This is a genomic window from Parasaccharibacter sp. TMW2.1890 (assembly GCF_023337645.1).
In the GTDB taxonomy this organism is placed as follows: Bacteria; Pseudomonadota; Alphaproteobacteria; order Acetobacterales; family Acetobacteraceae; genus Bombella; species Bombella apis.
On sequence record NZ_NWUV01000002.1, the window covers coordinates 301,782 to 327,585 of the forward strand.

Genomic DNA, 25,804 nt, shown 5'->3' on the forward strand with positions numbered 1-25,804 from the left:
GAAGAATGGTGCTGCTGGCGAGGATTGAACTCGCGACCTCTCCCTTACCAAGGGAGTGCTCTACCACTGAGCTACAGCAGCACTGCTGTCCCATGGCGGGTTAACTAACCTGTTCGCCCCCGCCATGCAACCCCTAATCAGTCGTCCCGATAAATCTTTTCGTGCCGCTCGTGCCGTTCCTGCGCCTCCAGCGACAGGGTGGCAATCGGACGGGCCTCCAGACGCTGGAGCCCTATCGGCTCACCCGTTTCCTCACAGTAACCGTAAGAACCATCCTCAATCCGGGCCAGAGCCATGTCGATCTTGATGATGAGTTTGCGGGCACGGTCCCGGGTCCGCAGCTCGAAAGCCCGGTCCGTCTCCACGGTGGCACGGTCTGTCAGATCAGCCTCACGTATCCCACCCTCGGAAAGGCTGGCCAGAGTTTCCCCCGCCTCCTTGAGAAGGTCCATCCGCCAATGCAGCAGCTTCTGCCGGAAATAGGCAAGCTGCCGTTCATTCATGAACTCTTCATCATCGGAAGGGCGATAGTCAGGTGAAAGCGTGATCATGCAGAACTCCCTCTCGCAGAGCTTCCCTCACCTCACCGCTCCAAAGCGAGACGGGCAGAGAAGTCGGATGCCCGGGTTATATCGACCCCACCAGATAACGCCAAGACAGAGAACCGCTTTTTTTTAAATGGATACTCCCTGTCACCCCCAGAATATTGGCAGATTCCTCCTTCCCCTATTTTATGAAATATAATTCACAAGAGATATTCATTGTGAATTTACAAAAATTATACTTGTAATTTAATCCATATTAACTGATTTTCCCCAGCATATTAAGGGGGATTTTTCAGTTCTTCGCCAAGGCCCAACGGCTGGCCCGGACCCGCAGAACACGCCGCCGCTCCATTTCCAGCACCTCAAAAAGCCAGCCAGAGAAAACCACCTTGTCCCCCTTGGCAGGCACCCGACGCAACAGGGCCATGAGAGCCCCTCCCAGAGTATGATAACGGCCATCATCCGGTGGTACGGCGATATCCAGACGGACACAGACATCATCAATCGGCATGGTGCCATCAAGGATATATTCCTCCTTGCCACCGGATTCAGAATTTTTCTGTGCGGCCACGTCCAGCGCCTCATCACCAATAATGGCCTCGAACACATCAGAGGGGGTCACGATCCCTTCGAAAGAGCCATACTCATCAAAGACAAACACGATCCCGAGGGAAATCCCCTTGAGGCGCTCGATCATCCCCTGTGCGGTCAGACTGTCCGGAATGGCAGGCGGGGTCCGCAATACAGCGTCCACGGACAGGGGCAGACCCAGCAGAAGCCTGTCCATCACATCCTTGGCCAGCATGACACCGACAGGATGGTCCACATCACCATCACAGACCACAATGCGCCCGTAAGATGACTGGCGCAGTTTCCTGGCCAGTGTTTCCTCATCAGCATTGCGATCGACCCAGAACAGCTCGTTGCGGGGAGTCATGATGGCCCGGACGGGGCGATCCGCCAGACGGAGCAGACGCTCGATGATGGCCCGCTCCTCCGTTTCCAGTATTCCGGCCTGCATCCCCTCCTGGAGGACAGCCTTCAGCTCTTCCTCCGTCACCGTCACACGGGGCATGGAGCCGAGGCCGATCAGCCGCAGGACCATGTCCGTCGTTTTGCTCAGCAGCCAGACGACCGGCCTCGTACACCAGGCCAGCACCACCAGGGTGGATGAAAGATGGATGGCAATGGTTTCCGGGCGCCGCAGGGCTATCTGCTTCGGCACAAGCTCACCAAAGACGAGCATGGCAAAAGTGATCGCCGCCACGACACTGATGATGGCCAGCTCCCCCGCAAAAGGCTGTGGAATGGCCAGATGTTCAAAAAAATGCTGAACTCCCTCCTCCAGCTGGCTGCCCCCGAAGGCACCTTCCAGAATGGAGACAAGGGTCATGCCGATCTGCACTGTCGGCAGGAAATTCTGAGGGTTTTCAGCCAGCTTCAACGCCCGCTCCGCACCGGCAACCTTTTTCTGTGCCAGATTGGAGAGCCGGGCCCGCTTGGCCGAAATAAGCGCAAGCTCCCCCGTGGCGAAAACGCCATTAAGGAAAATCAGAAGAACAATTGTCAGGACAGGAATCATCATGAGGCCATCCTGCCCTGATCTGCCCCATGCCACAAGGACAGACGGGACAGTCAGGGCAGGAAGACAGGGCGGCCTTACTTGGCAGCCGGAGCAGCCGGGCCTTCCATACGGCCATTGATGCGGACACGCGGCCCACGGGCCGGCTTCTTGCCGCTTTTGGCTTCTTCGCCTTCGATACGCTCGAGCTGGCGGGCCACTTCATCATCGTAGCCATAAGAGGCCGGACGCTGGTTGGCCAGAGAGATTTCCGGAGCCATCGGCTTTTCCGTCTCCGGCCCCTGAAGAGCCACCTTGATGAAATGCAGCGGGCGGCGGACCGCGTCCATCACGGCCGTGGACTCGTACCCGGAATGGACCATGCAGTCGGCGCATTTTTCATAAGCACCTGTGCCGTACTGGTCCCAGGCCGTGTCGTCCATCAGCTCCTTGAAGGTCTTGGCATAGCCTTCACCCAGCAGGTAGCAGGGGCGCTGCCAGCCAAACACGGTACGCAGCGGCTTGCCCCACGGCGTGCAGTGATAGGTCTCGTTCCCGGCCAGGAAGTTCAGGAACAGCGGGGACTGCGTGAACCGCCATTTGTGGCCCTTGCCAAGGCGGAAGATGTCACGGAACAGCGTCTTGGTCTTCTGGCGGTTCAGGAAGTGTTCCTGATCCGGCGCACGCTCATAGGCGTAACCCGGAGCCGTCATCACGCCATCCACGCCCAGTTTCATGACCTCATCAAAAAAGGCAGCCACACGCTCGGGCTTCACACCATCAAAAAGGGTGCAGTTGATGGAAACACGGAAGCCCTTGGACTTGGCAAGCTTGATGGCCTTGACCGCACGCTCGTACACGCCTTCCTGACAGACGGACGAATCGTGCATCTGCTGGTCACCGTCCAGATGGACATCCCATGAGAAGAAAGGAGACGGCTTGTAGTCGTCGATCTTCTTCTCCAGCAGAAGGGCGTTGGTGCAGAGATAGACATACTTCTTGCGGGCCACCAGACCTTCAATGATCTGCGGCATCTCCTTGTGCAGCAGCGGCTCGCCACCGGCCACGGCGATCACAGGGGCGCCCGCCTCGGTATCAGCATCCATGCACTCCTGATAGCTCATGCGCTGATTGAGGATCTTTGCGGGGTAATCAATCTTGCCACAACCTGCGCAAGCCAGATTGCAGCGGAACAGCGGCTCAAGCATCAGCACCAGCGGATAGCGCTTGCGTCCTGTCAGGTGCTGCTTGAGAACGTACCGTCCAACTCGGACAGCCTGCATCAATGGTACGGCCATTATAATCCTCTGATCATTCTCTCCATCGGGGCTGCATCACGGTATCAGGACACCCGTGCCCAGCCATGGAACATCCCTCCATGACCGGGACCCACCACGAAACCTGCCGGTTCCTTCGCAGAAGCAGCCGGGAATTGCAAGCACAAGAGAGGCTCCCTCCCCTGGTTGCCACAGGCTCCCGGCACCACATGCACCCGCTATAACGCCGACAGACTCGTTCATTCAATGATAATGCGCTATACTGCCGCCCCGACTGTAGCAGATTCACCACAGTGACGCGGCATCCTACAGGGACCCCGTGCCAAGAGTCTCATGGCCTCTTGCATGGACAGGAACATAGGAGGAAAGAACATGCACATGAAACGTTGTCTTATGTTTTCCATCAGCATGATGGCCTTGCTGGCAGGCGTCCCCGCCGCCATCGCCCCTATCTCCGCCCATGCGGCCGGGCGCACCCCCGCCGCCGCCCCGGCAGGGGCAGCCACACCACAGGCCCCGATCAGTGGCCTCTACAAAGCACTTGAGCAGTCCGAACAGTCCGGGGCTGGCATCGGCAAGCGCAGCGCCATGATCGCCCCGCTGGTTGACCAGGCCTTCGACATGGATGCCATCCTCAAGCGTTCGGTCGGCCTGCATTATGACCAGCTCTCCGCTGATGAACGCAGTGCCCTCATCAATGCTTTCAAACGGTTCACCGTGGCCCGCTATGCCTCCACGTTCAAGCCTGGGACGAATGCCGTTTTCACTGTCAGCCAGACTACGGAAGAAGATGGACGCACCATCGTCCACACGACCATCGGCAACAGGAATGACTCCGCCGAATCAGCCACACCCATTGACTATGTGATGGTCAAAGGCCCGAATGGCTGGCGCATCGTGGACATCCTGCTGGATGGCCATATCAGCCAGGTTGCCGCCCAGCGTTCCGACTTCAAGACCATTTTCAGCCAGAGTGGCGCCAATGGCCTGGCTCGTACGCTGACAAAGAAAGCGGATGATTTTCTACAAGACTAAAACCGGATTGCATGGCTTTTTCCTTTCCAGCTCTCTCTGACAACGTATCAGGCCATCAGAAACGTCATGACATGGCTGGCAGAGCTGTTCTGCCAGCCAGGCAGACGACCATGATGCCCCTCTGCGGAGCTCTTCCACACCAGTTCCATCATTCCTGCGGACACTCCTGCTGATGCCCTCACTGCTTGCGATCGCCTCTGCCGTAAGCGGCATCTTTTCACTGGCTGGGCATCTCCAGGGGGCCATCGGCACCGGGCTGCTGCACCGTTTCCGCCGGACAGCCCATATTCCCGATGAAACATTGAGCCCCCTGCACCATGATGGCACCCTGCCAGCCGTAACCATCATGAAACCCCTTCACGGGGACGAGCCGCTGCTGGAAGAGGCTCTGGAAAGTTTCTTCAAGCAGGATTATCCGGCGCCCCATCAGATCGTCTTCGGCCTTCAGGATGAACACGACCCGGCACTGGCCGTCGTCCGGCGCCTCCAGAAGCGCTACCCCGAACGGGACATATCTGTCGTCATCGACCAGACAGAGCACGGCCCCAACCGCAAGGTGGGCAATCTCATCAACATGTTTCCTGCCTGTAAACATGATGTCCTGATCATTTCTGATTCCGACATCCATGTCAGCGCAGACTACACGGCCAGCATCGTACGGGCACTCCAGCAAGACGGCGTGCAGCTTGCCACAACCCTCTATGCAGGCCTGCCCGCCAGCAATACGCTCGTCCGCAAGCTGGGGGCATGTGGCATAAATACAAACTTCCTTCCCGGTGTCATGATGTCCCGCCTCATGGGGCGGCAGGACTGCCTGGGGGCCACCATGGCCCTGCGGCGCAAGCATCTGGAAGACATCGGCGGACTGGAAGCTCTTGTCCAGCATGTGGCTGATGACGCCGTGCTGGGGCAGCTCATCCGCCACAATGGCGGCAGAATTGCCCTGGCACCCACCATCTGCCAGACAACCGTTGCCGAAACGGGCCTGGGGGCCCTCTTCCAGCATGAACTGCGCTGGGGACGGACTGTCCGCAGTGTGGAGCCTGTCGGTTATGGTCTTTCCGCCCTCCAGCTGCCGCTCTTCTGGGGCAGTCTCTGTGTCCTTTTTGCACCAGCCCGGTTTTTTTCCTGGGCACTGCTGGGCGGGGGGCTGCTCTGCCGCAGTGCCATGACGTGCCACATCGGACGGCTGACAAACTGCGCCATGCCCGGCCTTTTCCCCCATCTCATCTTCCGGGACTGGCTGTCGGCCGCTGTCATGGTTGGCAGCGCCCGTGGCACGCAGGTGACCTGGCGGGGGCAGTCGCTGCACATCTCCCGTGGCAAAAAACTTCCGAAGTCCCTATAACAAGCTCAATTAACCTTGTGTGCCCCTTTTCCCGTCAACGAAACCGGCGTTGACAGGCCCGACATTATCAGGAGTGTCCGTTCATGTTGAGAACACTGTTTCTGCAGCCCCCATCTTTTGATGGCTTTGATGGCGGTGCTGGCTCACGCTACCAGGCAAAGCGGGAAATCCGCTCCTTCTGGTACCCCACGTGGCTGGCCCAGCCTGCAGCAATGGTGCCTGGCTCACGCCTGATCGACGCTCCCCCGGCCAAGATGGGCATGGGCCCCATCCTTGAGGATGTGAAGAATCGTGATCTGGTGATCATGCACACCTCCACGCCGTCCTTCCCGTCTGACGTCCGTGTGGCCAAGATGCTGAAGGAAACCAACCCGAAGCTGAAGATCGGCATGGTCGGAGCCAAGGTGGCTGTCCAGCCTGACGAAAGCCTTGCACAGGGCAGCCCGATCGACTTCGTGGCCCGCAATGAATTCGACTTCACCATCAAGGAAATTGCCGAAGGCAAGCCCCTTGCCGAGGTGGATGGCATCACATGGCGCAATGAGAATGGTGAGATCATCACCAACAAGGACCGCGCCATGATTGAAGACATGGACAGCCTGCCTTTCGTGACGGAAGTGTACAAGCGTGACCTGAGAATTGAAGATTACTTCATCGGTTACCTGAAACACCCGTACATCTCCATTTACACGGGCCGTGGGTGCAAGTCCCGCTGCACCTTCTGCCTCTGGCCGCAGACAGTGGGCGGGCATCGCTACCGCACACGCAGCCCGGAGCATGTGGCAGCCGAGATCAGGCTTGCCATGAAATATTTCCCGCAGGTGAAGGAATTCTTCTTTGATGATGACACCTTCACCGATGACCTGCCCCGTGCCGAGGCCATCGCCCGGGAGCTTGGCAAGCTGGGCGTGACGTGGTCCTGCAATGCCAAGGCCAATGTGCCTTACGACACGCTGAAGGTGCTGCGGGACAATGGGCTGCGCCTGCTTCTTGTCGGGTATGAAAGCGGCAACCAGCAGATCCTGCACAACATCAAGAAGGGCATGCGCATCGAAACGGCCCGTGAATTCACGAAAAACTGCCACAAGCTGGGCATCAAGATTCACGGAACATTCATCGTTGGCCTGCCGGGTGAGACAAAAGAAACCATTCGTGAGACCATCGAATATGCCAAGGAGATTGACCCGCACACCATGCAGGTGTCTCTGGCAGCTCCCTATCCGGGGACCTTCCTGCACAAGCAGGCCTCTGAAAATGGCTGGCTGAATGAAGACGAAGCTGAGCTGATTGATGAGAACGGCGTGCAGATCGCCCCGCTGCATTACCCGCATCTCTCCCATACGGAAATCTTCAAGAGCGTGGAAACATTCTACAAGGAGTTCTACTTCCGCCCCTCCAAGATTTTCGCCATCGTCAAGGAAATGATTACGGACCCACAGATGCTCAAACGCCGCCTGCGTGAGGGTGTGGAATTCTTCCAGTTCCTCCGTCAGCGTCACTCCTCCTGACACTGGCCTGAAGCGACTGAACAGGGAAAAGGCGGCCTCACCAGAGGCCGCCTTTTTCATGACATGCCCTGACATTCACATAAGAGCCTGATTGAGGCATCATGCGGGCCCACTGCCACACAGGGCCACCCTCTCACCTTCCTCCCACGAGCCAGACCATGACAGTTTCCTCCCCCCGCCGCGTCATTTTCTCTGCTGATGATTTCGGCATGAGCGTGGAAGTCAATGAAGCAATCGAGGAAGCCCACCGCAACGGTCTCCTCAGCACAGCCAGCCTCATGGTGGCCGCCCCTGCCTTTGAGGATGCCCTGCGGCGGGCAAAAAGACTGCCCAACCTGCGGTTGGGGCTTCATCTGGTCGTCATTGAAGGGGATTCCCTGCTGCACCTCCCCATCATTACGGACCAGAAGGGCTGGTTTGGCAGCAATCAGCTACAGCTGGGCCTCCAGTATTTTTTCTCGCCCACCACACGTGCTGCCCTGAAAAAGGAAATCCATGCCCAGTTTGAGCAGTTCGCCCGTACAGGCCTGCAACTGGATCATGCCAATGCCCACAAACACATGCACCTGCACCCAACCATCGGGCAGATGATGATCCAGACGGGCAGAACCTACGGACTGCGAGCCATCCGCACTCCCATGGAACCTGCCGGCCCACTGGGGGAAACGCCCAGCCTTGGCGACCAGGCCCTGGAGCAGTGGACCCGTGTCCTGCGCCACCAGATTCGCCGCGCTGGCATGAAAACCAATGATTCCTGCTTTGGCCTGCGCTGGTCCGGCCATATGACACCAGAACGCATCCACAGACTGATCCCACAACTGCCATCTGGTATCAGTGAAATCTATTTTCATCCGGCAAAAGGCCAGAACAGCCAGATGGCAAGCCTCATGCCCGGCTATCAGCCCGAACAGGAACTCGCCACACTCACGAGCCCTGCGACAAGAGAGCTGCTCGCTGCCCACAACATACAGACCACCACATGGGGTGCTCTCTGACCCTCCCCATCCACAACCTGCAAAAGAGGCCAGCCCTCGAACCGCAGGGCTGGCCCTTTCTCTATCCCGGCTGCATGAGCCTCAGGCTTTCAGGGCGAAGCCTTCATCAGGGCGGCCTCCAAGACGGGCAATGACATGGCCTGCGGCCTCATTCCCCAGCGTGGCGCACTCCACCAGAGACCGCTTCCGGCCATATCCAGCCAGAAAGCCAGCAGCGAAAGCATCCCCGGCCCCCGTCGTATCAACAACCTTCACAGGCTTTGTCGGAACATCATGCCGTGTAGCACCAGCCTGCACGACAGCCCCTTTCTCACCCCGTGTCACGACACCCAGCGCCACATCCCCAGAGAGAGCCTTCAGGGCCTCATCAAAATCTTCCGTCTCGTAAAGGGCCAGGATTTCCCCTTCATTGGCAAACAGGATATCAACCGATTCCGACACAAAAGAACGGAACGCCGCCTGATGACGCTGGATGCAGAACGCATCTGAGAGTGTCAGGGCCACTTTGCGCCCCGCCTCATGGGCCAGACGGGCAGCCTGATAGAACGCCTCCTGCGCCTGCGGACGATCGAACAGATACCCCTCCAGATAGGTGATGGCCGAGCCAGACACGACATCGGCCATCACATCCTGCGGGGTGAACTCCACACAGGCGCCCAGATAGGTGAACATGGTACGCTGACCATCCGGCGTAATCAGCACAATGCAACGGGCCGTCGGGATTCCCTCTTCCCCGGCGAGCGGAACAGACGGAAAGGCAATGCCCTGCGCCTTCATGTCAGCCGTGAACTCTTCACCAGCCCTGTCAGCAGCTACCTTGCCCAGATAGGCCGTTTTCGTTCCCATACGGGCAGCCACAACGGCACTGTTGGCAGCCGAGCCCCCACCGGCCACCTGCTCGACACGAATACGCTGTTCGATCCGTGCCATCGTGGGGGCATCAATCAGGGTCATGCTGCCCGGAGTGGCACCAAACTCGGCCAGCATCTCGCTGCTGACGGTGGCCAGCACATCCACAATGGCATTGCCAATGCAGAGAAGGTCATATCTGGGAGCAGTGGAAGACATAAATGGCGACTTTCTTTCGTTTTCAGGCGATCAGCCTGATACCATAACGCCCGTGGCGGGCATATCAATGCCTCTTTGCCACCCGGCATTGACAGGTTATGAAAAAGCCCCCTTTACTGGTCCCGCCACCTGGCCAGAAACATCTTCTGGCTCTATCCGGGTCGTACACCTGCTGGAACGGTGTTCCGGCATCATGTTTCAACCGCTCTGCCGTGATGCAGCCCACTCCAACCACCCGACCAAAGGAAATCATGTCTCTTCCCACGCCTCCCTCCCCCATGCCCGGTTCTGCGCCCCGCCAACGGGCTTCCTCCAGCCGCTTCAGTGGTCAGGACAAAGGCGGCTACACCGATAATGCCCGTACGCTGGTTGTCCATAATGGCATCACCATCCGTGGTACTGTCGAAAACATCGAACGCCTCATCATTGAAGGCACGCTTGAGGTAGACCACCTCACCGTCAAGGAGCTCGCCGTCGCCCCAGACGGCTGCTTCCGTGGCAAGGTCGAGGCAGGAAGTGCAGAAGTCTCCGGTACGCTGGAGGGCGAACTGACCGTTCGCAACACACTCACCATCCGGGCCAGCGGGCGCCTGCTTGGCGATGCGGAATGCCGTCGCCTGCAGGTGGAAGAAGGCGGGCAGATCACCGGCAAGCTGGGCATGATCACCGCACCACTGCCTGGCACGAAAGACCATCCCCACAACCACCCCCATGAAACGGCCGAGGCCCCAGCAGGCAAGCTCAAGGGCTGACCTGCCCCCTCATCATCTGGAAACGGAAAAGGCTGCCATTCCTGCACGGGATGGCAGCCTTTTTCATGACAGCCCGCAAGCCGCAGTCACGCTCTCAGTGACGACGATCCCGAATCTTCACATAAGCAATGGCAGCATGTTCCGCACAATAAGGCTTGCCGGGCAGTGGTGTGGCACCGCAGAAATGGAAGTCTGGCGTGCCGGGATCTCCGAGAGGCCACTGGCATGTCGGCCCCTGCCGCAAGGTGCGATCGATCGTATCACGCACACGCCGCGGCGGAGCCACCTTACGCTGGGCGACCGGCGCTGCCGGACGTGCCGCTGGCTCGGCTGCTTTGGGATTTTCAGCAGGAGCCGCTGCAGCTGCTTTCGGAGCTGATGCCTTGGCTGGCTTTTCGGCTCCGGCCGGTCTGTCCGCCTTGACACTGGCTGGTTTTGCCGGCTCCTCCGCAGCAGCAGGAGACACTTTCACCACCTTGGGAGCCGCAGCCTTTTTCTTCTCCGCAGGCTTGGCAGGCGCTGCGGAGGCGGCCTTCTCCTCCACAGCCTCAGATGTGGCCTCGGCCTTGCGGGTCCGGGTACGTGCCGGTTTGGCAGAGCCCTCCGCCGCGGCCTTGTTACGGATGGGAGACGGACGAGGCGGCAACCCAAGGCGATGAGCCTTGCCAACGACCGCATTCTTCGTAATAGAAAGCTGACGGCCAATCTCAGCCGTTGAGAGACCCTGCTCCCAAAGCTCCTTGAGCCGCGCGATCAGCTCATCTGTCCATTCCATAGCCATCCACGTTTTCTCCACTCGTTCCCACAGCACACAGCCATGGCGGTCTCCCACCATGCTTAGCAGAAACCGGGCCAACCCAAAACCGGCCCCATCTCCTCACCTGCCGTGTGGCTCATCCACCAGCGCAGTTTCCGGGCAACAGGGCTTCATCCCCTGTCCACGACCTGCAACTGGCCTTTACTGACAAACAGAACCTTCTCCCCCCGGAGCAGGGCCTGCGCCTCATGCCCGAACAGTTCGGCCCGCCATCCTTTGAGAACCGGCAGGTCCGTCTCCCCCTGCGCCAGACGCTCCAGCTCATCCGAGGAGGCAATCAGCCGGGCTGCCACGCGCCCTTCCTCACTCCGGGCCGTAAGAAGAACCTTGAGCAGAGCCAGCACACCGGAAGGCGCACGGGGCCGCTCCGCCTTGCGTTTGTGCGGCAGTTCCGGCCGCTCGCTCTCCGGGCACTGCTCCCCCCGCTGTACGGCAGCCAGCAGATCACGCCCCAGATCACTTCTGGCAAAATCAGCCGTGACACCACGGATCCGTGCCAACGTCCCGCTATCATGCGGACGGGCCACGGCAATCTCCAGCAGGCTTTCATCACGAATGATTCGCTGGCGGGGCATATCCGCCTGCTGGGCCGCTTCTTCCCGCCATGCAGCCACCTCCCGCAGGACAGCCAGTACCTTCCTGTTGCCTGTGCGGGGTTTCAGCTTCATCCAGAGCCCTCTGGGATCCGGCCGGAAGAGGCTGACTTCCCCCAAAGCCGCAAGCTCATCCTTCACCCAGGGCAGGCGGCCCTGTTCCTCCAGCTGGCCCAACAGCTTTTCATAAATGACCCGCAGATGGGTCACATCCGCACTGGCGTAGGCGATCTGCGCCTTTGAAAGAGGCCGGGCTGCCCAGTCGCTGAAACGGTGTGACTTGTCGATGCCCTGGCCTGTCATGGCAGACACGAGATTGTCATACCCGACCTGCTCACCAAACCCGGCCACCATGGCCGCTACCTGCGTATCAAACACATTGACGGGCAGCTGGTCGAATAAATGGAGGAAAATCTCAAGGTCCTGCCGGGCAGCATGAAAAACCTTCACGCACGCAGGCTCTGCCAGAAGAGCCGCCAAGGGAGACAGGTCAATGCCCGGCACACAGGCATCAATCAGGGCAACATCCTCACAACCACCAAGCTGGACAAGGCACAGGCGGGGCCAGTAGGTTCTTTCCCGTACAAACTCCGTATCCACCGTCACGAACGGTTCGTGACGCAGCTTCTCACAGAGGGATGCTACCCCAGCCGAGGTAGTGATCATGACAGGGGCAGGAAAATCAGGCTTTTTTGACATGGCGGCCATTCTACACCGTCTGCCGGAAACTGACCATCTCCCTCATGCGCTCCCCCTTTATGAAAACGGCCCGGCAGCAGGGTAACCCCTGCCATCCGGGCCTCATGCCATCCGCCATGGCAAAACGGCATCAATCGATATGGGCCTCCAGCCATGCCTTGAGCTGGCTCTTCGGCAGGGCGCCCATCTGCTGGGCAACCGGCTTGCCCGCCTTGAAGAGGATCATCGTCGGAATGCTGCGCACACCGAAGGTCGTCGGGGTCTCCGGGTTGGAGTCGATATCCACCTTTGCCACCGTGACACGGCCCTTGTAATCCCTGCCGATCTCATCCAGCGCCGGGGCAATCATACGGCAGGGACCGCACCATTCTGCCCAGAAATCCACCAGAACAAATCCCTCAGCCTTCAGGACATCCGCCTCAAAGCTCTGATCCGTCACAGCTACTGTATGCTCGCTCATGATATGATCCTTCCCCACACAAACACGATCTCACCTGTAGTGTCTCTGCCATAGATCAGACGCAGTGACCAGCAGCACACCCCACCATGACCGGGGCCTCATACGCCCTCATGAAATCATGACTTCTCCGGTACTGTTACCTTCGCAGATGGACCATCTACTTGAGAAACAGGTATTGCCGTGCAGCGTAATATGTTTTCTCTATGATAAACAGAGGGTAACAGACATCATGCCATGCCCCGGTCATCGGGGGAGGTTTTCCTGTGCATCCAGCAGAGACTCCGGCAGCGCCGTCACGGCAGGCCCATCCACCCAGACAATGAAACACCGCACGGGACAATGGGGATACAGCCCCTGCATGACACGCCGGTAGCTGGCCATCTGCCCCAGATAGGCCGATGGTACACGCTCCGGCCGGGATGGGGGGCGGCCCGTCTTGTAATCGCAGAGCCAGACCGTCTGTCCATCAAAGCGGAAGCGGTCCACCTGCCCCAGCACGACCCGACCCGACCCGTCCCCCGGGCGGCCCAGCGTACCGGACACACCCTGCTCGGCCCGGCTCCCCGGCCCGAAAAGCGGCGCAAGAACATCCATCTCCACGACAGAAACCACATGCCCTGCCAGACTGGTCACGTCCTCCTCCGCCAACCCCGGCATGGTATGCCGCAGCCATGCTTCGGCCTTCAGCCGCCGCTCTGATGCGGGCAGGTCCGGCAGGAACTGGAGCAGCCTGTGGACCAGCGTCCCCCGCTCCATGGCATCCTGACGGCGACGGGCCGGCTGTGGAATGACCAGCCCCTCCCGCATGATCTCCAAAGGGGACCGGGCCGCAGGCAATGGCCCATAGGCCGCCGCTTCCGGTCGGCTTGGGGCCAGAGGACGGGCCAGGGCATCCTCATGGGGGGCAGGGGTCACCTGCCAGTCCGGTGCCTGTCCCATCCAGGCAGGCAGAGCAGGCCGGACCGGCGCCGCATCGGGACGTATCCCCGCTACTGCCGAAGCCATGACGGGCATCTCCAGCACAAGACTTTCCCCCTCCCAGTCTCCTGCGAAAGGTTCATCCTTCACCGTCAATCCCATCCGGAAGAGACTCTCCAGATCATCATGCCCATCCCCGGAAGAACCGACAGCCTCCTCTCCCAGTTGCTCTTTCAGACGGTTCATGCCAGCCAGACAATGATCATACCAACAGCTCTGACTGCTGTTCTTCTTGGGCTTCCAGCCACAGATGAGCAGCGCATCACTGGCACGTGTCAGGGCCACGTAGAGCAGACGGTTCTTCTCCTCCTTCTGGCGGGCCTGCTGGTGTGCCAGAAGCTCCCGTGTCCGCTCCGTCCCCATCTTGACCTGTGGTATCCAGAGCGGCCCATGTAACGCATCATCCGCAAGGCCACCCTCCGGCATATCGGCATCCAGCTCTGTCCAGAGCAGAGGGTCAGGCCGGCCAGCCGTACCTGTCATATCAGGCAGAATGACCAGACGGGCCTGCAACCCCTTGGACCGATGGACCGTCATGATGCGCACGGCATCAATCTCGGCCTCCACCTCACGCTTGCTCTCCACCGTACTGGCACGCAGCCAGTGCAGGAAACCCTGGAGGGATGGCGGATGCTGGGTTTCATATGTCAGGGCGACCGTCAACAGTTCATCCACCGGTTCGGCAGCTTCAGCACCAAGACGGGCCAGAAGGCGGGTCCGTCCCCCCTGCACACCCAGCGCCTGCATGAGAATCTCGTAGGGTGAATCATAATCCACACGTTTGTAGAGGGCCTGCAACCGCTCCCATGCCGCCCGCCATTCCGGCCGCTCCTCATGCCGCCGGGCCAGAAGACTCCAGAGCGGCATCCCGCCCCGCCCCAGCTCACGCCGCTGCCCATCCGCCGTGGCTAGGGCCATGAGAGACTCATCACTCAACCCACCAAGGGGGGATGTCAGCACGCTGGCCAGACTGAGATCATCCTGCGGCAGAAGCAGCGCATCACAGAGGGTCATCAGGTCCTGCACGGCTGGCTGCTCCACCAGCCCGCTGCTGATGAAGCTGGCCACCGGCACATCCCGTGCCTTCAGGGCCCGAATCAGCGCCCGCAGGAAGGCGGAGCGCTTGGGCACCAGAATCATCACCTCTCCGGCCTTCAGCGGGGCCGTGTCCGACTGGAGCGGACGGCCGATCTGCGCCCGTATATGCGTGGCCAGCGCATCGGCCAGACGCTGCTGGGTGCTACGCTGATCCTCGTTCTTCTCCGGCGCACGCCATGGATCAGGCACTTCTCCGGCTGTCCCATCCACAGGTACCAGAGGCCACAGCTCCACACGCCCCCCACCACCGGACCGGGCCGAACGGTGGATGAGCCTGCCATCTTCCCCCGGCTCCCGCAGGCCGTCCCGTGCAGCCTCTCCCGCAAAAACGGCATCAACAAATTTCAGAACCGGCGAGAGGGACCGGAACGACACATTGAGCTGAGGTTCCTCCCAGAGAAGACCGGCATTCTTCACATGGCGAGCGAATTCCTGCCGCCATTTGTGGAACTGTTCCGGCTCTGCGCCCTGGAAACTGTAGATGGACTGCTTGAAATCCCCCACCGCAAAGATGGTCCGGGGACGGGGCATGTCCTCCCGCACGCCGGAACCAGAGAAAAAATCTGTCGTCAGGGCCCCGGCAATTTCCCATTGCAGGCCGGAATTGTCCTGCACCTCATCCAGCAGAAGATGGTCTATACCGCCATCCAGCTTGTACAGCACCCATGCTGCCCCCGGCTCCCGCAGGACAGCCCTCGTCCGGGCGATCAGATCATTATAATCGACCGTGCCACGGTTTCTTTTCTCATCGGCAAAACGCCCCATGACCGGCAGGGCAAGGGACAGAAAAGCCGTGTTGATCTCCAGAAGCCGCTGGATACGGATACGCTCCTGCATCTCCTGCTGGCGTCTGGCTTCATCCAGAAGACGCTGTACCAAATCAGGGGCCGCCTTGCGGGCCTTGGCCCCCAGATGGCGGCTCATGTCCATGACCCCGCCTTTCTGCTTGAACAGGAGCGACAGCAGGAAGGCATCATCCCGCTCGGCAGGATTGTCACACTCCAGCCATCTCAGGAACGTTTCGAACTTTTCCCTTTTGGAAGGCGCCAGCTGCGGCAAAGCTGCCTGAATGTCCGCCCGCCATGCCGCTTCATCTTCCAGCTGGCAGGCTTCGACCTTCAGAACCTCTGAAAACTCGCTCCCTACATCAAGAAGCCCCTGATAGGCCTCTTGCACCCGCTCCGGCCACATCTCCCAAAGCCGCAACAGGGGCTGAAGCAGACCTGACTGAGCATTGAACTGCCCAAGCAGGCCCATCAGCCTGTCAAAACCGGTCAGGCCTGCCAGAACCTGCACAGGGTCCTGATTCTGCGCCAGACTGTCCTCCAGCGCACGGCGAAGGGCCATCTGTCCGTCCGCCTCTTCCATCAGGACGAAATGCGGGTCCAGCTCTGCCTCCAGTGGGAAGCGCCGCAGAAGGGACTGGCAGAAGGCATGAATGGTTTCAATCTGCAAACCGCCCGGCGCATCCAGCACTTTCAGGAACAGCCCACGGGCACACTCCCGCGTAGCAGCCGTGTTGGGCACATCCAGTGCAGTCAGTGCCTCTCCCAGTCTTTCATCTGAAAGAGACACCCAGCGACCGAGATGGCTTTGCAGACGATGCGCCATCTCAGCGGCAGCGGCTTTCGTATAGGTCAGGCACAGGATGCGGGAAGGCTCCGACCCGTCCAGAAGGACAGGCTGCCCATCCTCACCAATCTGTTCCAGTGGCAGCATGAGACGTAACAGCCGGTCAATCAGCAGCTTTGTCTTCCCCGACCCTGCCGAGGCCGACACAAAGACGGAAGCCATGGGATTCGAGGCCTTTTTCTGTGCCGTATTGGCCTCTTTCAGGGCCCGCTGATGGTTATCCTGTCCCTGTGATGCAAGCTGGATCATTCTTAATCGTCTCCTGCCAGACGCCATTCCGCCACACGGGCAAGCTGGGTGTAATCGCTGTAACGGTGCTCTTTCCCTGCCCATGGCTGAGACCGGTAAGGCCGGGATGGATCGTCATAATCCGTCAGAAGAGTCCGCAGCTGCTCAAGAGCCGGGCCAACCAGATCACCCAGCGTCACTTTTGCGTTCACGGCGGGAATGACCTCTTCCTTGCCGGGTTCCTCTCCGCCGCTCAGTTTCCAATAGGCCAACGCGTCCGTTTCCACGGCAGGCAGGCCTTCGAAAGCACCCTCCTTCAGAAAGGCAGCCTCCAGCACCAGCTGGGATGACCAGCCTGCGATCACCTCGTTGCTTTCAGGGGGTGTTCCTGTCTTGTAATCAAGGATGCGCCCCGTGGTGTCCTCCTGCCCCGGCGTATTCCACAGATCAATCCGGTCGGCCCGTCCTGTAATATGGAAATCACCACCCGGCAGGCCCCGTAGCGTATATGCCAGAGAGACCTCTGTGTGAGACGTACAGTTCAACCGCCCTACACGACGCCACTCCTCCTGCGCCAGTACCCAGTCGGCAATACGATGCAGGCGAGGCCGCCACCAGCTGGCAAGAGCCGGATTCACCAGGTCCTCATCAAGGGCATCATCAAAATGACGGTGCAGAATCTGTGCCGCATGGGCCGGCCATGTACCGGGATGCTCCCTGATCATGCGCTCCAGAGCCGTATGGACGATCTTCCCGTAATCGGCGTGTTCCGCCCCTTCTTCCAGCGGGGCCAGAACCTTCAGCCCCAGCACATGACGGGCATAGATGGTGTAGGGGTCCAGCTTGAGCGTATCCAGCTGGGTAATGCTCAGCCGCCGGGGGCGCAGAGACAGGGGAGGCCGTGGCTCGGGGGGAGCTACGGGCTTTGCCTCCCCGGCAGGCATGTCCAGCATGGTCTGCCACGCCAGTGCCGGGTGAACGGGAAGCGTGATCTGCCTCCCTTCCAGAAACGCTGAAAGGCGCATCAGCCACCGGGCCGGGACGGCGGGTGACCCTTCCCGCCGCTGGGCATTGGACAGGATGACCTGCTCCGACGACAGGGCAGCAGATACAAAGTCATGCGCCTGTGCACCAATCCGCCGCTCCGGTGACGGCAGGCCGACACGCTGGCGCATCGGGCGGCTCATCCACGGGCCGGATTCCGCTGCGGGAGGCCAGCTGCCTTCATTCAGCCCTCCCAGAATGACGGTATCAAAAGCCAGCAGGCGGGCTTCCAGCACGCCATAGATGGAGATTCGGGGATGGGCGAGTTCCACACCCCCCTGGTAGCCCCGCAGCCCTGTCAAAGTCTTGCCCGCCATGCTGGCCGTCAGAAACCCCTCCAGTGCTCTCAGGGGCTGGGGTGGCAAGTCCCCCGTATGGCTCATCAGCTCCACGAAATGCCGGGACAGGGCCCCGCCATCTTCCCCCAGCCAGAGGCGGGACCCAGGGCGGGGCTGGTCAGCCTCGTACCCCTCACCCTCCACCGCTGCGAGCTGTTCGGCTGTCTCCAGAAGGGCAGCCAGAAGCTCTGGCACACGAGCGGTTGACTCCAGCCCCAGCAGGGGCCTGAACGCTTCTTCCATCCTGTCCAGAAATATTGCGAGGCGTTCCGGGCTGTCTGGTGCATCAGCCTGATAGCCATTATCCGTCTGCTGCGCCTCCTGCAAAGCCTCAAGAGCATGGCGCAGTCCATCCAGCCCCGGCTGGGGAGCCGGCCCCCGTAGCAGCCGCCTTTCCAGAAGGCGGGCACTGGCCCGGGCACGGCCGGGACTCCCCCCCAGAGCTGCCAGCGGATGCTTGAGAACGGACAGCAATGCCACCGGGCTGAACCGGGCCGTCACGGCCTGGGCGATCAGCCGCAGGAATACGGCCGCAGGGGTACGGACCAGCGGCTCTCCTGCACTATCATCCGCATGGATACCAAAACGCAGAAGCTCCGCCCGGACACGGTCGGCCAAACCACGATCCGGCGTCACAAGAGCACCGGAACGCCCCGGCTGGCTGGCCACGTCCCGCAGGATCAGGGCAATGGCCTGCGCTTCCTGCTGCGAATCCGCTGCTGGCAGCAGACTGATGCCAGAAGGACGGACATCACCCACCGGCTGCCCCCAGCAGGCAATGCCTGCCTCTGGCAACATGACATGCTGGAAAAGATTTTCCCGCTCCGGCCGCAGCGGATATCCCCATATGGCAATATCCGCCCGATTTATCCCGGCCCGGGACAGGAATTCACGAAACAGGGCCTGTGGATGGGTGGGAAGAAGCTGGTTCCACCACTCATCCTCCATGCCGCAATCCAGCCCCTGAAAGACCACCATGCCTCGTGGCAGGGCCGCCACAGCCTCCAGCGCCGTGGCCACCCCGGCAGACCCATCCACAAAGCCTACGGCCCAGAGCGGATAATCCGGCGGCATATCCGCCCAGAGGCGGGCCTGCGCCTCAATCAGGGCGACCTGACGGGCTATGATGTTGCTACGCTCTTCCTCCCGTAGAATGGCAGGCCATGCTTCCGTGACGATCCGAAGGAACTCCAGCGTCTTCTGCCAGTGTCCGGCAAAATCATCAGCCACGGCTTTCGGCAGGGCTTCATATAAGTCCACACCATTCCGCTCGGCATCATCCATCAGCTCTGCCAGAGCCTGCGCCAGCGGCCAGACCCGGTCGATCGTACCGCCGTCCCGGCCTGATACGGTCGTGAAAAAAGGTGCCGCCAGAATCAGCCGGGCCAGAATGGCCAGCCGGAAAACCGGCCCCACAGAAGGCGGAACAGTCTCATCAACCGTCATGGGAAACAGGCTCTGCTGCTCCACATCTCCCAGAGCCACGATGGCAGGCAGCAGGGCCGGACGGCCATCCAGAACCCGCAGGAAGGCTTCCATCAAGGCACGGGCCACACGGCGGCCAGGCACCAGAATCGTGCCATTGTCACCACCGCTGCGCCCGTCCGGGCCAGCCTCCACCCCCACACGCTCCAGCCAGTTCTGCACGACCGTATCCAGAAACGGACAGGATGCCGGAATGGTTGCAATATTGAGCGGATGTGCCTGTCCCATCAGCCTCTCCTCCCTTCAGAAAAAGAGGACAGGGCCTTCAACCGTTCCTCCGGCCAGCCATGCAGGGTCACGATGCGGGCCTCCTCGCCGGTCCCCTGCGCAAATGTCAGATGCAGGGCCCCGGCTGGCAGCATATCCTCAGCACGATCGGGCCACTCCACCAGCATGATGCTTTCACAGGCATCATCCCATGAGAGTTCATAAAGTTCATCCGGCCCGGAAAGTCGCCAGAGGTCATAATGGAACACCGTTCCGGCTTTCGTCTCGTAAGGCTGGACAAGCGCAAAGGTCGGGCTGGGGACCTCCAGAGCCTCATCACCAGCCATATGGCGGATCAGTGCCCGGGCAAACGTACTTTTGCCGGCTCCCATCTCACCCTGAAGGGCCAAACAGTCCCCCTGTCGCACCATGTCCGCAAGATGCCGTGCCAGAAGCACTGTCTGCTGCTGAGAAGAAAGATGCACGTCCATCAGACACAACGCCCCGTATCGCTACCCGTAACAGGCGCCAGCATTGCTGAAGCCTCCCCCGGACACAAGAGGGAGCCCCACAACCCCCGGCCGTTTCTCTCAGCAGAACCAGCCAATGGGGCCTGTTCCGGGCTCACATGGCCAAACAAACCTCTACTCGAGCGGCAAAAAAATGCTTATGAATACCAGCATGACACATGCAGCTTCTTCCCACACGACAGATGTCGCCATCATTGGCGCAGGCCCCACGGCACTTTTTGCCGCCTTTGAATGCCGGATGTTACGCTTGGACTGCATCCTGACGGATGTTCTGGACAGTGTGGGCGGGCAATGTGCGGCCCTGTACCCGGAAAAACCGATCTACGACATTCCGGCCCATCCCTCCATCACCGGAGGTGACCTGATTGCCGCCCTTGAAGAGCAGATCGCTCCCTTCAACGTGCCCCGCCTTCTCGGCAGCCGGGTCAGCCATCTGGAAGGTGGGCCGGGGGCCTTCACCCTGAAGAATGAGCGTGGCGATACTATCCATGCCAAGGCCATCATCATCGCTGCCGGTGCTGGTGCCTTCGGGCCAAACCGCCCTCCGCTGGACGGGCTGGACGCTTATGAGCGCAGCGGGGCCGTGCAGTATTATGTGAAAAAACGGGCCGACTTCACCGGCAAGCGCATCGTCGTGGCTGGGGGCGGAGATTCTGCGCTGGACTGGGCCCTCTCCCTCTCCGACATTGCCGAAAAAGTCTATCTCGTCCACCGGCGGGACCGCTTCCGTGGGGCACCGGAGACACTGGCGCAGATCGAGGCCAAGATCACCGCCGGGGCCATCGAAAAAGCCGTTCCCTACCAGCTGCACGGCCTGAAGGGCGAAAACGGCCAGCTGACCCATGTGGACCTCATCGCCATGGATGACACGGTCCGCTCTCTGGAAGCGGACGTGCTGCTGCCTTTCTACGGTCTCTCAACCGACCTTGGCCCGGTGGCCGCATGGGGGCTGGAGACACAGCGCAGCACCATCCCCGTGAATCCCGCCACCATGCAGACCAGTCTGGAAGGCATCTTCGCCATTGGCGACGTGGCCCAGTATCCCGGCAAGATGAAGCTGATCCTTCAGGGCTTCTCGGAGGGAGCCGTGGCCGCCCATGCGGCCCACCATGTCGCCCATCCTGACAAGGCCCTGCGCTTTGAACATTCCACAAGCCGGGGCCAGCCGGGCACGCCCTGATACGGCTCCCCCACCCACCGCCCATGAAAAAAGCAGGTGCCCTATGACGGGACACCTGCTTTTTTTCGTCTGCCGGATGGTCCCCGTTCAGGCAACGCCCTTCAGGAACACGACCCTGGAGGCACCACCTTCAACAAGGGTTTCGATGGCCTTGTTGAACACACGGCCATGCTCGGTCCCCATATGGGCCTTGAAGGCCGCCTCATCCCGGTAGCTTTCCTCGACATGGAACAGGTCCGGCTCATCTTCCAGCGTGTACACCACGAACCGCACGCAACCCGGTTCGGCCCGCACGTTCTCGGCCAGAGCCGTCAGCAGGCTGGCCACCTTCTCCCGGTGGCCGGGCAGGGCTTTCATGGTCGCATAGAGACTCTTGGTCATGACATTTTCCCTTCTTCCCTTGTGAAGCCCCGCCATCATGCCACAGAGGGGCAGACATCTGATACAGCCTGACATGGAAAAAGGCCGGAGCAGACGCCCCGGCCTTTTTCATGACCCAAAACGGAAGTCCGGGCCTCAGCCCTTCGCACCACGGGCGGCACGCTTGCGCTCGTGCGGGTCCAGATAACGCTTGCGCAGACGGATGGCAGACGGCGTGACCTCCACCAGCTCGTCATCCTCGATGTAGGCAATGGCCTGCTCGAGGCTCATCTTGCGGGGCGGAACCAGCACGACGGCATCATCCTTGCCGGAGGCACGCATGTTCGTGAGCTTCTTCTCACGCACGGCGTTCACTTCCAGATCATTCTCACGGGAATGCTCACCGAGGATCATGCCGGTGTAGATCTTCTCACCCGCATCCACGAAGAGCGTCCCACGATCCTGAAGGGAGAAAAGCGCATACGGAGTCGTCGCACCATCCTCGGCAGAGATCAGGGAGCCGTTGCGGCGGCCTTCAATCGCACCAGCATGCGGCTGGTAGGAGTGGAAGAGACGGTTCATCAGACCGGACCCGCGGGTATCGGTCAGGAACTCGCCGTGATAGCCGATCAGACCACGGGAGGGGATCATGAAGGTCAGGCGGACCTTGTCACCGCCGGACTGACGCATGTCCTGCATCACACCCTTGCGCAGGGACATCTTCTCCACGACCACGCCGGAATAAGGCTCGTCCACATCGATGACGACTTCCTCGAACGGCTCTTCCTGCTCACCCGTTTCCGGATTCTCACGGAACAGCACACGGGGACGGCCGATGGTCAGCTCGAACCCCTCACGGCGCATGTTCTCGATCAGCACGCCCAGCTGAAGCTCACCACGGCCGGCAACCTCGAAAGCCTCGCTTTCCGGGCTGTCCGTCACCTTGATGGCCACGTTGCCTTCCGTCTCCTTGAAGAGACGGTCACGGATCTGGCGGGACGTCACCTTCTTGCCCTCACGACCACCCAGCGGACCATCATTGATGCGGAAGGTCATGGAAAGGGTCGGCGGGTCGATCGGTGTGGAGGGCAGCGGCTCCTCGATGGACGGCTCGGCCAGCGTGTCGGGAATGGTGGCCTCGGAGAGACCGGCAATGGCCACGATGTCACCCGCTTCGGCTTCCTCGACGGGCACACGGTCCAGACCACGGAAGGACAGCAGCTTGGTGATGCGGCCTGTCTCGACCACGCTGCCATCAGCCCGCAGGGCACGGATGGGCATGTTCACCTTCGCACGGCCCTGCTCGATGCGGCCTGTCAGGATACGGCCAAGGAAGTTGTCGCTCTCCAGAATGGTGGAGACCATGGCGAACGGCTTGTCCTTATCCAAGCCCGGGCTGGGCACATGCTTCAGGACGAGGTCGAACAGCGGGTGCAGGTTCTCACGGGGGCCTTCCAGCTCCGTATCCGCCCAGCCCTGGCGGCCGGACGCATACAGCATCGGGAAGTCCAGCTGCTCGTCATTGGCACCGAGAGCGGCGAAGAGGTCGAACACCTCGTCATGCACCTCGTCCGGGCGGGCGTCGCCACGGTCCACCTTGTTGACGACAACCATCGGGCGCAGACCACGGGCCAGGGCCTTGCCCAGCACGAACTTGGTCTGCGGCAGGGCACCTTCGGCGGCATCCACCAGAATCACGGCCCCATCGACCATGCTCAGGATGCGCTCCACCTCACCACCGAAGTCGGCATGGCCCGGGGTGTCGATGATGTTGATACGGGTGTTCTTCCACACGACGGAAGTACATTTGGCCAGGATGGTGATCCCGCGCTCACGCTCGAGATCATTGCTGTCCATCGCACGCTCGGTGACGGCCTGATTCTCACGGAAGGTGCCGGACTGCTGGAGCAGCTGATCCACGAGTGTTGTTTTCCCATGATCGACATGGGCAATAATGGCAATGTTACGGATGTCCATGGACGATCTTTCAGGAAGTGACAGATTGGGACAGAATGGTGCCCTTACTGCACCGAAACTGATTTTTTTGCAAATCCGAACCGTGTATCAAGCCATGCAGCATCGTATTTCATGCCTTCATCTTTCTCATTCCAGCAGAAAAGGAGCCGTTTCATGACCACCCATCCCCCCAAAGGCCCCACCGCCCCCGGCACGGAAAGCCTCAGCCAGCTTGGCCGACAGACCGTACAGCCGGAGTCGCCTGAAACCGCCGAGCTGGAGCGTGTCCCGGCTCCCCATAAAGGGCGGCGTTATGTTGTCCGTTTCACCGCTCCGGAATTCACCTCCCTTTGCCCGGTGACGGGACAGCCGGACTTTGCCCATATCGTCATCGACTACATCCCACGGGACTGGATCGTGGAGAGCAAGTCCCTCAAGCTCTACCTCACCAGTTTCCGCAATCACGGAGCCTTCCATGAAGACTGCTCGGTAACCATCGCCACACGCCTTGTCGAACTGCTGGACCCGGAATGGCTGCGCATCGGGGCCTACTGGTACCCTCGTGGCGGGATGCCGATCGACGTCTTCTGGCAGACAGGCCCCGCCCCGGACGATGTCTGGATTCCCGCACAGGATGTGCCCGGATACCGGGGGCGTGGCTGAAATTCCCCCTCAGAAACCGAGCGTCACGTCTCCGCCAATCAGAATACGGTTCTGATGCCGGAAATCCGCAAAAGGCCGGGTGTTGTTCAACGAACGGTCAAACCGGATTTCCGGACGGATCTGAAGCAGCTTGACATGATGGCCGATATTTGGCCGCCACACGGCATTGAAGGACAGGTCGCCATACGTCGTTGCCGGGGCGCTGTAGGTCCGGGCGGGCAGGCCGAGCAGTGACCGGCCATAGCCTGTGTCCTCCGGGTACTGCACGACAAACTGGCCCGTGCTGTCCCGATAGACTTCCGCCCGGGCATTGAAGGTCAGGGTGGATGTTGCCGCATAGGCTCCCCAGATGACGCCGCTCCATGTATTGGCATCCAGCCCCTCATCATGAACCTGCGTGGCCTCGGCTGTCAGGCTCCATTTGGGGTTGATCTGCCATGTGGCGTTGAGGTCGTTCCAGAAACGCTGCGCCTCATGCGCCCTGTGGCTGCCCAGCGCACGGCGGGGGTCTTCCGGCCCGACACGCAGCAGATAGGTCAGGGACAGGGCACCTCCTGCCAGCTGGCTGGCATTGAAGCCCACATAACCGGCCGGTTCGCCATTGTTGTTGCCCCGGCCAAATGATTTCTGGTTCCCGGCATCCATCCCGAACAGAACAGCGTAATGCGAATTCAGGTGCCACTGCCCATAGAAGCCGACATGCTCGAACGGATTGGAATACTGCGCCGTATAGGACATGGTGTAGAAGGCCCGCCCTGCCGGATTCAGCACCTCCACCCCCATGGGGGAGGACAGGATGCCCAGCTGCATGTCCAGCCCGTCTTTCGTCAGCCACGGCATATGCAGGGCGATGTTGGCCTGAATGGGGGTAAGCTGGTAGCGATGATGATCCAGCCAGCGGTCTGAAATCCCCGTGATGACGTAAGCTCTGGCATCAGAACCATAAAGCATCTGGATGTTCGCCCCCAGCCCGTAACCGTCACCAATCGGGTCAACGGGTTTGGTGATGGTCAGGGCGACCTGATTGAGCATCCCCGTATCACTGTGGGACTGGAGAAGCTGACCGAAATTCATGCCATTTCCAGGATGGCCGGTATTGGCCATGGCCCCGCCCTCAATCTGGAGACCGACATCAATGTCGGAAAACCAGCTCTTCCCGGCCGGTGCGGCAGGCTGGACAGCACTGGGAGCCGCCACCGGGGCGGGTGATGGAGCTGCCGGAGCGGGAGAAGAGGACGTGCCGGCCAGCGTGGCCTGAACGGGCCCCCCCTGCTCGCTGGGAGCGGCCTGTGCGCCTTCCAGCCATGACACAGCTCCACCGCACACCCCGACCACCAGAAGATACTGCCAATACCGCATTGAGCCACCCCACCTATTGTTCCGGTATCGTAAGTATATCCACCTTCTGAAAAGCGGGACAATATCCAGAACAGACAGAATGGGATGA

General features: G+C 60.5%; 20 protein-coding genes and 1 tRNA gene. 7 read left to right on the forward strand and 14 right to left on the reverse strand.

Annotated elements, in window-relative coordinates:
• Nucleotides 1–6: 6 nt before the first annotated feature.
• From CPA54_RS06160 to hpnH, 4 genes are all read right to left on the reverse strand, one after another.
• A tRNA-Thr gene (locus tag CPA54_RS06160) sits at nucleotides 7–81 on the reverse strand.
• A 56-nt stretch (nucleotides 82–137) separates the two neighbouring features.
• Nucleotides 138–551 carry an RNA polymerase-binding protein DksA gene (gene dksA, locus CPA54_RS06165; protein ID WP_043558086.1) on the reverse strand — a complete coding sequence of 138 codons (414 nt, stop codon included), beginning with the start codon at nucleotides 549–551 and terminating at the stop codon, nucleotides 138–140.
• A 286-nt stretch (nucleotides 552–837) separates the two neighbouring features.
• Nucleotides 838–2,130: a hemolysin family protein gene (locus CPA54_RS06170; protein ID WP_043558084.1), complete on the reverse strand. Its 1,293-nt coding sequence runs from the start codon at nucleotides 2,128–2,130 to the stop codon at nucleotides 838–840.
• A 74-nt stretch (nucleotides 2,131–2,204) separates the two neighbouring features.
• A complete protein-coding gene (gene hpnH / locus CPA54_RS06175; RefSeq protein WP_043558082.1) occupies nucleotides 2,205–3,404 on the reverse strand; it encodes an adenosyl-hopene transferase HpnH in 1,200 nt (399 codons plus the stop codon).
• A gap of 357 nt (nucleotides 3,405–3,761) precedes the next feature.
• Here hpnH and CPA54_RS06180 point away from each other — a divergent pair, with 357 nt between their 5' ends.
• The 4 genes from CPA54_RS06180 (at nucleotide 3,762) to hpnK (ending at nucleotide 8,269) form a co-directional block, all read left to right on the forward strand.
• On the forward strand, nucleotides 3,762–4,418 hold the full coding sequence (locus CPA54_RS06180) for an ABC transporter substrate-binding protein (protein WP_181005180.1): 657 nt from the start codon (nucleotides 3,762–3,764) through the stop codon (nucleotides 4,416–4,418).
• Between the two features lie 172 nt (nucleotides 4,419–4,590).
• Nucleotides 4,591–5,766: a bacteriohopanetetrol glucosamine biosynthesis glycosyltransferase HpnI gene (gene hpnI / locus CPA54_RS06185; RefSeq protein WP_249085851.1), complete on the forward strand. Its 1,176-nt coding sequence runs from the start codon at nucleotides 4,591–4,593 to the stop codon at nucleotides 5,764–5,766.
• Between the two features lie 83 nt (nucleotides 5,767–5,849).
• Nucleotides 5,850–7,274 carry a hopanoid biosynthesis associated radical SAM protein HpnJ gene (gene hpnJ, locus CPA54_RS06190; RefSeq protein WP_043558074.1) on the forward strand — a complete coding sequence of 475 codons (1,425 nt, stop codon included), beginning with the start codon at nucleotides 5,850–5,852 and terminating at the stop codon, nucleotides 7,272–7,274.
• 158 nt (nucleotides 7,275–7,432) lie between these two features.
• A complete protein-coding gene (gene hpnK / locus CPA54_RS06195) occupies nucleotides 7,433–8,269 on the forward strand; it encodes a hopanoid biosynthesis-associated protein HpnK (RefSeq protein WP_043558072.1) in 837 nt (278 codons plus the stop codon).
• Nucleotides 8,270–8,350: 81 nt separating this feature from the next.
• On the opposite strand, the gene CPA54_RS06200 is transcribed toward hpnK, so the two are convergent.
• On the reverse strand, nucleotides 8,351–9,337 hold the full coding sequence (locus tag CPA54_RS06200; RefSeq protein ID WP_043558069.1) for an adenosine kinase: 987 nt from the start codon (nucleotides 9,335–9,337) through the stop codon (nucleotides 8,351–8,353).
• Between the two features lie 251 nt (nucleotides 9,338–9,588).
• On the opposite strand from CPA54_RS06200, the gene CPA54_RS06205 reads away from it, so the two are divergent.
• A complete protein-coding gene (locus CPA54_RS06205) occupies nucleotides 9,589–10,089 on the forward strand; it encodes a polymer-forming cytoskeletal protein (RefSeq protein WP_043558067.1) in 501 nt (166 codons plus the stop codon).
• 94 nt (nucleotides 10,090–10,183) lie between these two features.
• Here the strand turns inward: CPA54_RS06205 and CPA54_RS06210 are convergent, their stop codons facing one another.
• From CPA54_RS06210 to tsaE, 6 genes are all read right to left on the reverse strand, one after another.
• On the reverse strand, nucleotides 10,184–10,870 hold the full coding sequence (locus CPA54_RS06210) for a GcrA family cell cycle regulator (protein ID WP_192848392.1): 687 nt from the start codon (nucleotides 10,868–10,870) through the stop codon (nucleotides 10,184–10,186).
• 146 nt (nucleotides 10,871–11,016) lie between these two features.
• Nucleotides 11,017–12,207, reverse strand: coding sequence for a ribonuclease D (gene rnd, locus CPA54_RS06215; protein ID WP_081562814.1), 1,191 nt, complete (start codon nucleotides 12,205–12,207; stop codon nucleotides 11,017–11,019).
• 121 nt (nucleotides 12,208–12,328) lie between these two features.
• A complete protein-coding gene (gene trxA, locus CPA54_RS06220) occupies nucleotides 12,329–12,658 on the reverse strand; it encodes a thioredoxin TrxA (protein ID WP_043558061.1) in 330 nt (109 codons plus the stop codon).
• 243 nt (nucleotides 12,659–12,901) lie between these two features.
• Entirely contained in the window at nucleotides 12,902–16,615 is a 3,714-nt protein-coding gene (gene addA / locus CPA54_RS06225) for a double-strand break repair helicase AddA (protein ID WP_249085853.1), read from the reverse strand.
• Between the two features lie 2 nt (nucleotides 16,616–16,617).
• Nucleotides 16,618–19,689, reverse strand: coding sequence for a double-strand break repair protein AddB (gene addB, locus CPA54_RS06230; protein ID WP_249085855.1), 3,072 nt, complete (start codon nucleotides 19,687–19,689; stop codon nucleotides 16,618–16,620).
• The gene (gene tsaE, locus CPA54_RS06235; RefSeq protein WP_043558472.1) at nucleotides 19,689–20,159 is read right to left on the reverse strand and encodes a tRNA (adenosine(37)-N6)-threonylcarbamoyltransferase complex ATPase subunit type 1 TsaE; all 471 of its coding nucleotides are present in this window, start codon (nucleotides 20,157–20,159) and stop codon (nucleotides 19,689–19,691) included. The genes addB and tsaE overlap by 1 nt, the downstream gene beginning before the upstream one ends.
• A 190-nt stretch (nucleotides 20,160–20,349) precedes the next feature.
• On the opposite strand from tsaE, the gene CPA54_RS06240 reads away from it, so the two are divergent.
• Nucleotides 20,350–21,378, forward strand: coding sequence for an NAD(P)/FAD-dependent oxidoreductase (locus CPA54_RS06240; RefSeq protein ID WP_043558469.1), 1,029 nt, complete (start codon nucleotides 20,350–20,352; stop codon nucleotides 21,376–21,378).
• An 87-nt stretch (nucleotides 21,379–21,465) separates the two neighbouring features.
• Here CPA54_RS06240 and CPA54_RS06245 read toward each other — a convergent pair whose 3' ends face one another.
• Both CPA54_RS06245 and typA read right to left on the reverse strand, forming a co-directional pair.
• Nucleotides 21,466–21,759, reverse strand: coding sequence for a putative quinol monooxygenase (locus CPA54_RS06245; RefSeq protein ID WP_043558466.1), 294 nt, complete (start codon nucleotides 21,757–21,759; stop codon nucleotides 21,466–21,468).
• Between the two features lie 135 nt (nucleotides 21,760–21,894).
• Nucleotides 21,895–23,715 carry a translational GTPase TypA gene (gene typA, locus CPA54_RS06250; RefSeq protein ID WP_043558056.1) on the reverse strand — a complete coding sequence of 607 codons (1,821 nt, stop codon included), beginning with the start codon at nucleotides 23,713–23,715 and terminating at the stop codon, nucleotides 21,895–21,897.
• A 153-nt stretch (nucleotides 23,716–23,868) separates the two neighbouring features.
• On the opposite strand from typA, the gene queF reads away from it, so the two are divergent.
• A complete protein-coding gene (queF, locus tag CPA54_RS06255; RefSeq protein WP_043558053.1) occupies nucleotides 23,869–24,357 on the forward strand; it encodes a preQ(1) synthase in 489 nt (162 codons plus the stop codon).
• A gap of 9 nt (nucleotides 24,358–24,366) precedes the next feature.
• On the opposite strand, the gene CPA54_RS06260 is transcribed toward queF, so the two are convergent.
• Nucleotides 24,367–25,716: an outer membrane beta-barrel protein gene (locus CPA54_RS06260; protein WP_086431320.1), complete on the reverse strand. Its 1,350-nt coding sequence runs from the start codon at nucleotides 25,714–25,716 to the stop codon at nucleotides 24,367–24,369.
• Nucleotides 25,717–25,804: the final 88 nt, after the last annotated feature.

Bases quoted from the DNA above. Each gene is read 5' to 3' on its own strand.
- hpnI (WP_249085851.1), top strand. From the start codon at position 4,591: ATGCCCTCACTGCTTGCGATCGCCTCTGCCGTAAGCGGCATCTTTTCA.
- rnd (WP_081562814.1), bottom strand. From the start codon at position 12,207: ATGGCCGCCATGTCAAAAAAGCCTGATTTTCCTGCCCCTGTCATGATC.
- typA (WP_043558056.1), bottom strand. From the start codon at position 23,715: ATGGACATCCGTAACATTGCCATTATTGCCCATGTCGATCATGGGAAA.
- CPA54_RS06180 (WP_181005180.1), top strand. From the start codon at position 3,762: ATGAAACGTTGTCTTATGTTTTCCATCAGCATGATGGCCTTGCTGGCA.
- addB (WP_249085855.1), bottom strand. From the start codon at position 19,689: ATGGGACAGGCACATCCGCTCAATATTGCAACCATTCCGGCATCCTGT.
- CPA54_RS06240 (WP_043558469.1), top strand. From the start codon at position 20,350: ATGACACATGCAGCTTCTTCCCACACGACAGATGTCGCCATCATTGGC.
- CPA54_RS06170 (WP_043558084.1), bottom strand. From the start codon at position 2,130: ATGATGATTCCTGTCCTGACAATTGTTCTTCTGATTTTCCTTAATGGC.
- hpnH (WP_043558082.1), bottom strand. From the start codon at position 3,404: ATGGCCGTACCATTGATGCAGGCTGTCCGAGTTGGACGGTACGTTCTC.
- hpnK (WP_043558072.1), top strand. From the start codon at position 7,433: ATGACAGTTTCCTCCCCCCGCCGCGTCATTTTCTCTGCTGATGATTTC.
- CPA54_RS06210 (WP_192848392.1), bottom strand. From the start codon at position 10,870: ATGGCTATGGAATGGACAGATGAGCTGATCGCGCGGCTCAAGGAGCTT.
- trxA (WP_043558061.1), bottom strand. From the start codon at position 12,658: ATGAGCGAGCATACAGTAGCTGTGACGGATCAGAGCTTTGAGGCGGAT.
- CPA54_RS06245 (WP_043558466.1), bottom strand. From the start codon at position 21,759: ATGACCAAGAGTCTCTATGCGACCATGAAAGCCCTGCCCGGCCACCGG.
- dksA (WP_043558086.1), bottom strand. From the start codon at position 551: ATGATCACGCTTTCACCTGACTATCGCCCTTCCGATGATGAAGAGTTC.
- tsaE (WP_043558472.1), bottom strand. From the start codon at position 20,159: ATGGACGTGCATCTTTCTTCTCAGCAGCAGACAGTGCTTCTGGCACGG.
- hpnJ (WP_043558074.1), top strand. From the start codon at position 5,850: ATGTTGAGAACACTGTTTCTGCAGCCCCCATCTTTTGATGGCTTTGAT.
- CPA54_RS06260 (WP_086431320.1), bottom strand. From the start codon at position 25,716: ATGCGGTATTGGCAGTATCTTCTGGTGGTCGGGGTGTGCGGTGGAGCT.
- queF (WP_043558053.1), top strand. From the start codon at position 23,869: ATGACCACCCATCCCCCCAAAGGCCCCACCGCCCCCGGCACGGAAAGC.
- addA (WP_249085853.1), bottom strand. From the start codon at position 16,615: ATGATCCAGCTTGCATCACAGGGACAGGATAACCATCAGCGGGCCCTG.
- CPA54_RS06205 (WP_043558067.1), top strand. From the start codon at position 9,589: ATGTCTCTTCCCACGCCTCCCTCCCCCATGCCCGGTTCTGCGCCCCGC.
- CPA54_RS06200 (WP_043558069.1), bottom strand. From the start codon at position 9,337: ATGTCTTCCACTGCTCCCAGATATGACCTTCTCTGCATTGGCAATGCC.